This is a genomic window from Marisediminitalea aggregata, from assembly GCF_900129565.1.
Taxonomy (GTDB): domain Bacteria; phylum Pseudomonadota; class Gammaproteobacteria; order Enterobacterales; family Alteromonadaceae; genus Alteromonas; species Alteromonas aggregata.
In genome coordinates this window covers 452,294-463,727 of record NZ_FQWD01000001.1, presented here as the reverse complement: position 1 = coordinate 463,727, position 11,434 = coordinate 452,294, and the positions used below count along the sequence as shown (strand labels likewise).

General features: G+C 45.5%; 10 protein-coding genes. 5 read left to right on the top strand and 5 right to left on the bottom strand.

The genetic code is table 11. The annotated features are described in order from the left end of the window. Positions 1-43: 43 nt before the first annotated feature. Positions 44-610 (bottom strand): hypothetical protein, encoded by a 567-nt coding sequence (locus tag BUB81_RS01935; protein ID WP_073317398.1) that lies wholly within the window; start codon positions 608-610, stop codon positions 44-46. Positions 611-947: 337 nt separating this feature from the next. On the opposite strand from BUB81_RS01935, the gene BUB81_RS01930 reads away from it, so the two are divergent. Continuing rightward, the gene (locus BUB81_RS01930; RefSeq protein WP_073317396.1) at positions 948-1,148 is read left to right on the top strand and encodes a hypothetical protein; all 201 of its coding nucleotides are present in this window, start codon (positions 948-950) and stop codon (positions 1,146-1,148) included. 122 nt (positions 1,149-1,270) lie between these two features. Beyond that, complete coding sequence (locus tag BUB81_RS01925; RefSeq protein ID WP_073317393.1) at positions 1,271-2,677, top strand: O-antigen ligase family protein; 1,407 nt, start codon at positions 1,271-1,273, stop codon at positions 2,675-2,677. On the opposite strand, the gene BUB81_RS01920 is transcribed toward BUB81_RS01925, so the two are convergent. Continuing rightward, a complete protein-coding gene (locus BUB81_RS01920) occupies positions 2,665-3,342 on the bottom strand; it encodes a hypothetical protein (RefSeq protein WP_073317390.1) in 678 nt (225 codons plus the stop codon). The two genes, BUB81_RS01925 and BUB81_RS01920, sit on opposite strands and share 13 nt — an antisense overlap. Before the next feature lie 521 nt (positions 3,343-3,863). On the opposite strand from BUB81_RS01920, the gene BUB81_RS01915 reads away from it, so the two are divergent. From BUB81_RS01915 to BUB81_RS01905, 3 genes are all read left to right on the top strand, one after another. Further along, the gene (locus BUB81_RS01915; RefSeq protein WP_073317387.1) at positions 3,864-4,979 is read left to right on the top strand and encodes a hypothetical protein; all 1,116 of its coding nucleotides are present in this window, start codon (positions 3,864-3,866) and stop codon (positions 4,977-4,979) included. Positions 4,980-5,463: 484 nt separating this feature from the next. Further along, positions 5,464-7,320 carry a bifunctional acetyl-CoA hydrolase/transferase family protein/GNAT family N-acetyltransferase gene (locus BUB81_RS01910; RefSeq protein ID WP_073317384.1) on the top strand — a complete coding sequence of 619 codons (1,857 nt, stop codon included), beginning with the start codon at positions 5,464-5,466 and terminating at the stop codon, positions 7,318-7,320. Next, on the top strand, positions 7,317-8,249 hold the full coding sequence (locus BUB81_RS01905; protein WP_073317381.1) for a histone deacetylase family protein: 933 nt from the start codon (positions 7,317-7,319) through the stop codon (positions 8,247-8,249). Before BUB81_RS01910 ends, BUB81_RS01905 begins: the two co-directional genes overlap by 4 nt. Positions 8,250-8,282: 33 nt before the next feature. Here the strand turns inward: BUB81_RS01905 and BUB81_RS01900 are convergent, their stop codons facing one another. The 3 genes from BUB81_RS01900 to BUB81_RS01890 form a co-directional block, all read right to left on the bottom strand. Further along, positions 8,283-8,924 (bottom strand): hypothetical protein, encoded by a 642-nt coding sequence (locus tag BUB81_RS01900; protein WP_217653439.1) that lies wholly within the window; start codon positions 8,922-8,924, stop codon positions 8,283-8,285. 251 nt (positions 8,925-9,175) lie between these two features. Next, positions 9,176-9,703: a DUF6436 domain-containing protein gene (locus BUB81_RS01895; RefSeq protein ID WP_073317379.1), complete on the bottom strand. Its 528-nt coding sequence runs from the start codon at positions 9,701-9,703 to the stop codon at positions 9,176-9,178. Beyond that, on the bottom strand, positions 9,703-11,181 hold the full coding sequence (locus BUB81_RS01890; protein ID WP_073317376.1) for a methyl-accepting chemotaxis protein: 1,479 nt from the start codon (positions 11,179-11,181) through the stop codon (positions 9,703-9,705). Before BUB81_RS01890 ends, BUB81_RS01895 begins: the two co-directional genes overlap by 1 nt. Positions 11,182-11,434 lie beyond the last annotated feature (253 nt).

Sequence of the window (11,434 nt, the reverse complement as noted above, 5' to 3'; positions counted from 1 at the left end):
GGCTTTTTTGTATGTGCTAAAGCAGTTTGTCTCGATCTCGGTATTAGTCCGACATTTTCCTTGAAAGGAAAAACACCCACGTTGCCAAACTTCCAGCAACAATCAAAGAAATGAAAAACGCATGTAGTGCTTTCAGATAATCTGTTTTCCATTCTATAAAATCAGAGAGGTTGCTTTTGTCAAAGCTGCTTGTAAATTCTAAGCCTGAACTGAGGAAATTTTTATATTCTCGGAGCCAGGATATGTTCTTTTTTACATATAAATTTAACATGAGCATGTCGGGCTGTTGATCTGTGCTCAAGTGTAATTGAAATAAGTGATTCAGCTCGTTACGAAGTTGTTCTGGGTCTTTGTTATTCGTATTTGAGTCGGATTCGACCATGTTCATTAAGCGTTTTGTTTGATCGGGATTTAGTGTGGAAATTCGAGGAAAAAATACACCGTTAGCATCTTTCACAGGCAATTGATTCAGTGGTAAATACGATGAAAAGGCGGTTAAAGGAAAGGATGCTGATAAATAATAAATGGGGCTAAACGTCATATAGATCAGAGTGGAGAGCAGTGCTGCTGTAATTGAAAACGGCAGTATTTTACGTAAAGCCAGTAACATATGCTTGCCTCTCAAACTTGGTATTAACCTGTCTATCAACATCTACTGTATCATTTCACTCTAAATTAGCAGCATTACACTGTAAAGATGATGATGCAATGCACACGAAGCAGTACAAGGTAGGGCAGTCCAATTGAATTTAAAAAGTAGTCTGGTGCACGAGTCCGACAATGTTTTTTGTGTGTCCGTCAATTAAATGACATGCAATGTCCGTTTTTTGACAATAAATGCTTGCTGGAGTGGCTCTGGTTGGTTAAATTGTAATCAGGTGTGAGGGCGGAGCGCTTCTCCAGCCACCAACATCTTAGTGAAAAGACTATTAATGGAGTATTTAGTTATGGATAAGAAAAAGGTTTTAAGCATTCTTTCGTTTATTGGTTTGTCTGGCAGTTTAATGTTCAGTGTGTCTGCGTTGTCCGCTGATTCCATTTCAGACACCAGCTTTGCCGGCGGATCTCCAATTAGCTTGACTGTTCCGGGTTGTGATAATGGCCAGGCAGTAGGTAATAAGCATTGTAACGACTCTAGCGACGACTAAGCTTGTTTGATTGATACTGACCATGACAATTAGTTTAGAACAAAAAGCACTACTGGGGTAGTGCTTTTTTATTGATGTTACAGCAATAGCCGAACTTTGATGTTGTGCAAGGGATTTTGTTTATGTTGAGTAGTATTAAACATATAAAATCAGAGAATGGTTCAGCAATATTTCTATTATTACTCCTAGCTTATTTAGCGATATTGCCATTGCCGTTAGGTGGACAGCTGGATTGGGCACGAAACGCCGGTCAATTAGCACTTTATATTATTACTTTGGTATATGGACTGACGTACTGGCCGCACATCCAGCGGGTTATTAGAACCCACTGGCTTCCGTTGGTACTCTTTTTTTCTGTTTTAGTGTGGATAGTGTTGCAGTGGTTGCCTTTGCCAATTCAGATCGTCAATGTACTGTCTCCTGAAACTGGAGAAGCATATGCTGATGCTGGTCTTAGTTTTGGGAGCCTTAGCCTGGATAAACCTGCGACTTTCGAAGCGCTTTTAAAAGCCACGTCTTACTTTTGTATATTTTTACTCGGCTTAGCTTTATTTCAAAACGAAAAAGCGTTGTTGGTAGCGCTTCTCTTCTTGGTTATAGCCGGCACTTACAATGCTTTTTACGGTGCGTTTGAAATTCTGTCCGGCCAGGATTTTAGTGTTGTGCACAATGAGGAAAATGGCCATCGAGCGAGCGGTACTTTTGTTTACCACAACCACTTCGCAAACTTTTTGTTGCTGTGTCTAAGCGCTGGGCTTGGTTATTTTATTGCAACTCTTTCTCATCGGGTATTTCCCAGTAAGCGTGCGTATATTAAGGCACTTTTCTTTTCTGTCTTAGAAACTAAAAGTACTGTCCGCCTGTGTTTAACCATAATGGTAATCGCGTTGGTCATGTCACACTCCAGAATGGGCAACACCGCTTTTTTTGTCAGCCTTTGCTCTGTTTCGATATTGTACATGCTATTTGGCAAAAATGTGCCAACGTCATTTAAAGTTCTGGTTGTCAGCATGCTCATTATTGACGTGTTTGTCGTAAGCGCATGGTTTGGTTTGGAGGAAGTAGCACAAAGGTTAGAAGCTACTAGTCTTGACACGGAAAACAGGGATGAGGTTTTAATTGATGGCCTGAAAATGCTGGAGAATTTTCCATTGACTGGGGCTGGTGCAGGTAGCTTCGAGTATGCTTGGACAACGTATTTGTCTGAAAATATTAGAGGACGGTATACTCAGGCGCACAATGATTATTTACAGTTTGCTATAGAGTATGGAATTCCGGTTTTAGTGTTATTAGGAGTATTTATTGTCCATGCTCTCTACACTACAACGACTGTTCTATTTAAAACCACCGATAAACGAATTGCAGGTGCAGCCGCTGCTTCTTTAATGGCAACACTCGGTATGTTAATGCACATGAGTGTTGATCTGCCTTTAGTTCTTCCAGCAATATCAAGCTATTTTGTACTACTTTTGGCTATCGGTTACGGCGCATTTTCTATTGAAAAGCAAAAAGCAATTCAGGCGCAGTGAAGCTTTTTTCTTGCTACTTTATTGTCGGCCATCCATTTACACATTTCGGCTTGAGCGGCATCTTGCTTTAATAACAATAATTGTAAGGACGAACTACTTTTACGATGAACTAAACCGTAACTTAGGTGGTGTACCAATAAATCGCGCTGCAGATCGGTTATCACCATGGAGTTATTGAGCATTGCCTGGCCAATAATCGCCATATTTACATGCACCATATAGTTATGTGGGCCATATTTGTGGGCTAACGTGAGATATCTGGCAAACTCTTCGTCATTCTGACCTAAATATATTTTTGCCTGCGCAATTAGTGCCCAGTAATTTCCATATGCGGGCTTCAGTTTCGTGGCCGCAAGGTAATAATTGATGGCCGTATGTAAGTACTTAGCCCGCTGGTTATTATCTTCAACGTATTGGTTCATCGATACATATATTGATGCAATTAAAGGGGCGTCGACGATGACGTTGTGACCAAGAAAGTTGCGGTAGTTTAAAAGCGAAATTGCTTTCAAGGCTTGTTGTTCATAGTTTTGCGCTGTGTTTGAACTTGCGTGCTGTATGATCTCTCTTGCCTTTTCTTCGCGAATCGCATTATTGAATTGTTGCCAGGCAGCAAAACAAAGGCAAAGCAATATTGTTGGCAAAAAAAGGCTCAGTAATTTCATAAAATACTCTTGTCCATAAGTAGTGCTTCGCCAGTCGTTCAATTTCTACCTTACAGCAGTGAGTTTGAGTGTAAATAGCTCTATTCATGTTTGTGTTACTGACGGTATTCTTTCCGGTATTTCCTAGCTAACGTCTTCCAACCTGTGTTCTACGTGTTGATATCCAAATTTCTCAAGGCCAAAACAGAGCTAGAGAATCCAATATTAAAAGCCCGCTCATTCGAAGCGGGCTTTTTGTGTGTTGGGATTGTGAACAATTCGCGAATGAAAGTATTAGTGAAGTCAGCTTTGAGCGAATAGCAGACATTCAGCATACTGCAAAAAAGTTTGGATCGAGATGCTATTTTTTCGATGTAGAGCAAGCTTGGGCGCCAATTAATATTCTGGTTAACGTTTAAACAGATACGTATTCATTTAGACATGAAAAAATTTGCTAGATTCACAAAGAGACAATGCTTACGATGCATGCGACGCCGTAAGAGATAGAGCAATAAAAGTTTGCCCTGGGGATTAACATATTCATGAGTTTGCAGAGATATAGAAAAGCTGCGTGTATTGCATTTGCCAGTATCGGGGTGTTAGTAGTTACACTTACTTATTTTTGGCAAAATAACAACAACGTTGATTTAGCGGTATCGACTTCTGAGAGTGGTGGTAATTCCGAAAGCATCACGTCTAAAAAGGTCACTGATGCTGGCTCGAATGGTGAAATTAATGACAGCTTTATCAGTAAAGAGGTTGCTTTGACACTTGATGACGAGTCTCAGCAGTATGTTATATCGAATAATCAAGATAGTGAATCCCGCGACACAGTTTTAACACTTGACGATAACTGGTGCGTTCCACGTGAACAATTGAGTAGTGAAGACGTAAGCTACTTGGCTAAAATTCAACAAGATTGGAATGAAATACAAGGGATTGCGCCGGCTTATACACCTGATGTTGGTTATGGGGACGAGCTCTACGACCAAAGTTCTGCCTATATTGACTCATATCTCGCTATGGAGATTGATAACTTGGAAGACTTGTCTCTTAGTGGTGATAAATGGGCGATGATTGCATATCTACAAAAGCCTAAGGCTTTGTCTAGAAGATCCCGAGAGCGAGAGGTGGCGAAAGAATTGTTAATTTCGGGCGCTACCTATCATGCGATTGAATTTTTGATACGGAACGAGTTCCTACAAGCGAAAACAAGCTTTCGAAACACAAAAAACGCAGAGGGTAGCAGAACACATTTGGTAAATGCAGCAGCATATACCATGCTTGGTTTAAAATACTACAACACTAGTGCTTTGACAGCTTATGCAAGCATGGTTGCGAATGATGAGATGTTTAAAAGTTTTTTAAACCCTTCATTAATTTTGAGCGAATCTAATGATGAAATAATCTCACGCTTTAGTGAGATAACCAAAGAGATTCGCTTGACAAGAAAATCACGAAATATACACGTTCCAGAAGTGCCTGACGAAATAAAGAAGTTGTTCTCATTGGACTTAGCTCATTTTGAGTTCCATCACAAAACAATTATGGCTCAGTTAAAATCATGGCAGGATGCTACGATTGGTGAACTGGGAATATCAGAATGCACTAACGAACACAAAGAAAGATTGGCGAAGATTTACAAAGGACGCAAATAGACATCCTAGGTAGTACATTTCACCAGTGTTTGGAGTCTATTAATCAATGTGGGTGTGTGTTCAATCAATTCACAATCTTCGCTGATGAAACACACTTCACTTATTTCAGACATAAAAAGCGATCTTAAAGTCGATGAAGTATTTTAACTGGGCAGAACGTATTTCGTTGTATTGGTTTACGACTATCCAGATGCAGAATCTAAAGCTTAACTTGCTCAAGTTTCTAAAGAAAAAAGTATAGATGACCGCAATTGACCTAAAGCTGCCATCCAAAAATGTCGACTATAGATTGTGTATCTAACCATTCTATTAGGTTCAATTTTCTGCTTTTCCCAGTCACCTAATCCATTGGTAGCAAATACCCTAAACCAGATCAATATTCCGCCAATTCTGTCTGTGCAGCGTCGTATTCTGTGGCATCATTAGTGTCACTTCATTTCAGGTGAATCGGTGTCAGGAAATACCGATAACAGGGAGCACAGCGATGACAGTAGCATTGCCCCCGCGACCAGACTGGTCGCAGCTAATTAAGTCCGGTTGCCGGGTGTTTGTTGGTGGTAACGCAGGCGTACCCTACGCACTAATTGACGACTTAATTGCCAACAGCAAGGCATACAGCGACATTGAGTTAGTTCATATGCTGGCGCTTGGCGATAACCGCTGGGCAAAAGAGGAATACCGCCAGCTGTTCAAGGTAAACACGTTTTTTATTCACGGTGACGAAGTACGCAGGGCGGTTGACGAAGGCCGCGCCGACTACACGCCGGTGTTTTTGTCTGAAATGTCGAGCTTATTCAGCGATGGCACGCTGCCACTGGATACGGCGCTGGTAATGGTAAGTCCGCCCGATGAATTCGGGTATTGTTCGTTGGGCGTGTCGGTAGACATTTGTATGTCGGCAGCCCGTCACGCCAACAAGGTAGTGGCGCAAATAAACCCACAAATGCCTCGTACAGCCGGGCACTCCTATTTGCATATCAGTGAGTTTGCCGCGGTAATTGAAGCCGACCAGCCGCTACAGGAAATCGAAGCCCCGCCAATCGACAGCGTGACTGAACGTATTGGTCAGTACGTGGCGATGCTGGTAGAAGATGGCGCAACGCTGCAATTTGGGGTTGGCAAAATCCCTAGTGCTACGTTGAAGTACCTGGAGCGCCACAAAGACCTGGGGATCCACAGTGAGATGCTGTCCGACAGCATTATGGAAATCATTGCCTCGGGCGCTATCAGCAACCGAAAGAAAACCTTTCACCCTGGCAAAGTTGTTACCAGTTTTTGTATTGGTAGTCGCAAGCTGTATGACTTTGTGAATAACAACCCGCATATTGAGTTTTACCCCAGTAGCTATGTGAATAAACCCACTAACATCGCTAAAAATGACAACATGATTGCCATTAACAGTGCGCTGGAAGTGGACTTAACCGGACAGGTGGTGGCCGATTCTCTAGGGTTTGATTTTTATAGTGGTATTGGTGGTCAGGTCGACTTTGTTTCCGGTGCGTCCATGAGCAAAGGCGGTAAGCCGATTATTGCCTTGCCCTCTACCGCTAAAAACGAAACCGTGTCGCGCATTGTACCATACATTACAGAGGGCTCAGGCGTTGTAACCTCTCGTGGTAATGTTCACTACATTGTTACCGAGTATGGTATTGCCTCGCTGCGCGGAAAAAGTATTCGCGAGCGAGCACTGGAACTGATTCGGGTGGCTCACCCTAAATTCCGCGCCAAGTTACTGGCAGAAGTGCGTCAGAACTACTGGGTGCCGCACTACCAACAGAAGTACCCCACCGATATTCCTGAGCTGGGCGCCATTCAGCTGCATAAAATGGTAGTGAACGGCGAGAAGTTCTATCTTCGCCCGCTCAATCCGGCGGATGAACGCCGTTTGCAGGAGTTCTTCTATTCGCATACCAAGGAAACACTGCGACTGCGTTACAACTACGATCCCAAACAGATGTCGCGGGAGAAATCCTGTAATTTGGTGAGTGTGGATCAAAGTTCAGATGCGGCCTTGTGCATTGTGCGTCAGGAAGGATCGCGAATTACCATTCACGCCGTTGGCCGGTTTTATTACAACGAGCACGACAATACTTGTGAAGCGGCCTTTGTAACCCGGGAAACCCAGCAGGGTAAAGGCATGGCCAGCAAGCTACTGACCACCCTCATTGATATCGCGCAAAAGCGCAATATCAACAAGATGCTGGCGTTCTGCCGTGCCGACAATAAACCCATGATAGCCATTTTTGAACACCACGGATTTAAACGACTGTTCAGCGGTGATCCGAGCGAAGTTGAACTGGCTCTACCCCTACAGGAAGCAAGCCAGGAGAAAAGCGCATGACCATCAAAATCTTTCGCGGCAAAGACTGTGTGCATCACGATGTGTCAGGAGAGCACCCGGAGCATCCCGACCGCTTGTACGCCATTGATGATCAATTGCTGTCGTCGGGGCTGGACATGGTGTGTCAGCACGCCGATGCAAAACCGGTTAAGCGTGAGAACCTGGCGCTTGCCCATGACCCTTACTACGTGGACAGTATTTTTCAGCGGGCACCTAAAACCGGCGTGATTTGGCTGGAACAGGATACCGGCATGACACCCATTACGCTGAGCGCAGCATTGTATGCCGCCGGCGCTGGTTGTGACGCTGTTGACTGGGTGATGGACGGTGAGAACCGTCAGGCATTTTGTGCAGTTAGACCGCCTGGTCACCACGCTGAATACGACAACGCAATGGGATTCTGCCTGTTTAACAACATTGCGGTAGCCGCGCGCTATGCGGTGAAGAAATACGACTTGTCACGCGTCGCGATAGTGGATTTCGATGTTCACCACGGTAATGGCACCGAGCATATCATAGCGGGTGATCAGAGAATTATGATGTGTTCCTCATTTCAGCACCCGTTTTACCCGCACAGTGGCTCGCCTGTATCTGCCAGTAATATTCTGTGTGCTCCGCTTGAGGCCGGCGCAAACGGCGAAGCCTTTCGCAAAGCCGTGAGTTACTGGTTCGACGCGCTGATTAACTACCAGCCTCAACTTATTCTGATCAGCGCCGGATTCGATGCTCATGCCGAAGATCATATGGGTCAATTACGCCTGCGTGAAGAAGACTACCATTGGGTCAGCCAGCAACTGCGCAAAGTCGCCGACAAGGTTTGTCATGGGCGCATTGTGAGTATGCTGGAAGGCGGTTATAACCTGAGTGCGCTGGGTCGTAGTGTGGTTGCGCATATCAAGGGGCTGCACGGAGACGATACCAGCCATTAGCTGAGTGTCTTGGCGTAGTCGTGCAGCCGTTGCTTATTTCATTGCAACGTTAGCTAACCAGGACGCAATCGGCCAGCCGGCAAGTAGACAATAGGTTATGCGGTTGGCGTTTCTTACTGCAAGTTTGACGTCTGACGTGGGGAGTAGGGTATTCAATTTCTTTGCTACCCAGAATTCTGACCACCAGGACGCAAAATAAAAAGGTACCAGCAGTACCAAGCCTGCAGCCGGTATCATCCAATGCAGATCGGTCTCGTAAGGGATCAACCAAGGGGCTTGCCAGGTAACCGCAAGCACTTTTTCAACGGGGGAGTCTATGCCGTAAGCCCTGCCTCCGCTTGTCGCTATTTGAACGCCGACCAGCAGTAACCAGGTAACAGGAATGCCAACCAGCGTTGAAGCAAGGTTGGATATGCTCACTGTTTTTAATGACTGTCCGAAGGACAAAGACAATCGCTGCGCACAATAAACGGACTCGATAAAGATAATGGGTAACAGCGACATGAGCAGGGCAGGCATCGCCAGAAATAGCATGGGCACGCCTGCGTTAGCGTTTGCCGCAAAGGGAAGCGCAAGGAAACACACCGGCAATACCAATATCCATGATTTTAACTTGCGCTGTCTATTTGGATGTCCGGGTAAGGAATCGGGATTGCGCTGCATAACGGGGAGCATTGGGTTGTCATCCTTGTTACACCAGTTGTTTACAAAGCTTTAGTGAATATTTTAATTGCAAAGTTCCCTTAAAATATCAGCGAGTGCTTTTGGACTATTGTTTGCCTCATTGGGGAGATGAAAGTCCAGAAAAAAGGAATTAGTGCCGATGTGGATTATTGTGCCCTGCAGACAGTAGCTATATAGAAAATTGGGTAAGGCTGATTAGTGAATCAATTTTTGACTATCTATTTTATGAAATAACTGCGTGTCTACACATTACAAAAACAACCGCGGGCCTCAGTGTTTACCGTAGCCCCGAAGTACTGCTCAGTGGTGGCGATTCGGGCAATATCGTCCACTAAGTCATTGCCCTTAAAGCAGCCAAAACCCGTTGCATAAGGGCCAACATAGCGCAGATTACCGTTGTTATCGATAACAGCAAGGGCGGGGAAGTGGCTGATGAGTTTGCTAATAGCCGGATTTTCAGACAGCGACAAGGTGTGAAACTCATAGCCTTTGTCGGCGAGTGATTGGGTTATATCGTATTGATGGCCCTTGCTAAGGTCATTGCAAAAGCAATTGCTGTCAGCGCTAAGATGCACAATAGAGCCGTTGCTCACACCTGCCTCTTGCAACATGCCTGTGAAGGCACTATCGAAGTCCTGCTGGCTGGCAGCTTGTGCCAGTGAGGCGTCTGGATCAAAGTCCTGCATCTGATTGCTGTTTGCTATGAGCAGGGCAACCAATATCGCGGTTGCCCAAACGCCAACCAGTATAGTTGTTTTACGGCTGCTCATTACACTACAAAACGTCTTACCATGGTTTGCAGTGTCTGACACAGAGTGGCCAACGATTGCGACTTTTGCTCCAGTTCCGCGGCGGTACGCGCTTCCTGGGTCGCCAGCTCGTAAATTTTTGCCGTGCTGGCCGCTATCGATGAGGACGCAGTTTCCTGTTCAACCGCCGAGGTTGCGACTTCCATCATGTTGTCCGAGGCCGCCTGGATTTTAGATTCGATGCCTTGCATGTGCGTGGCTGCGCGGTCTGATGCGCTTACTGCTTCGTCAACCAGTTCGATGCACTGATTCATCTGCGTCACTGACGACGCTGTGCTGGCCACCAATTGCTCGGTGATGGTAGAAATCTCGTCGGCACTTTCTTTAGAGCGTATTGCCAGGGTGCGGACTTCGTCAGCAACGACGGCGAAGCCCCGGCCGTGCTCGCCGGCACGGGCCGATTCAATGGCTGCGTTAAGCGCAAGCAGGTTAGTTTGTTCCGCTACGGCGGTAATTGAACGCATGGAATCAGAGATACTGGCGCATCGCTCGTTCAGCTCCTGGTTGGTTTGCGCGGCACTGTTTAATCTGTCGCGCAATGAGCTAATGGTGGTCTTGGTACTTTCAACGGACGTTCTCGACTCTGATGTGTTCGCTTTGGCTTCCTGAGTGATGTCATTGGCTGCGTTAGTGCGCTCAGATGTGTCTTGCATGGTGACCGCAATTTCTTCCGATGCGGCGGAAATACTTCCGATTTCCTGGTGACTCTGTTGGGCGTGCTCACTTAATTCCCGGGTAGCATTTTGCATGAAAGCACTAGTGTCAGCTACGTCATCTGCAAGCTTGGCGGCATTGCTCACCAATTGGCGTATAGCATCCAGTAGTTCGTCAAAGGTGCGCATTACGGGCACCGATTTGTCTATTTTCACCGCAAGGTTGAGACTTTCTTTGTCGCGAATGATGTCTGCAATGGCGGACTCCAGCAACGCGCCCCCTACACCGTCTTCATGACTGCGTTTGGTCATGTACATCAGGGTCAGGCCCTCTGCAAGGGCAAACGCGGCATGCAATAACAAAATGGAGAAGGTGATGTGGTTTTCTTCGAAAATGAATACCCCGGAACCGCCTGCTTGCATGAAAAAGAATAAAATGTGGTGCACCGCTACCGTCGCAGTTGACGTTGCAATGATGCGCCAGTTGCGGAAGTAAGCCAGCATGGCGAGCAGAACAAAAATCTCGAAATGAATTTCGATAAGCCCAAATGCCTGATGGATGTGCAGTGCCGTCATCAACTGAACGCCAATGCCAACAGCATGTCCGCTTATCTCTGATTCCGGGTTAGCATAGCTAAGGTACAAAGGGAGCGCGATAATCGGAATACCCAGCCAGAACGCTACCATTAGCTCGCCGGTAATCAATCCGATGACTACTGAGATAACCAACTGAACAATCAGAATAACTCTGAATATTTGATGGCCTTCTTTAACCCAAGAGAACATACAACACACTCCAATTTGCCCGTTACACGCTAATTGTAGGACAGCATTTACAACTCGCCAGTTAATTCACACAGCTTACGCACCGTCAGCAAAGGGAGCCTTGATTCGAATCAACTGACCATGAGAAAAAGTAAACGAGATTCAAAGACAGAAATAACGAAGTAAGTAATTATTAAATAAGGAAAAGGATCAGTCGATTAACCAAAAGTATGAAGGCGGGCATTGTTTGCCCGCTTTGAATGGTTTGTTTGCA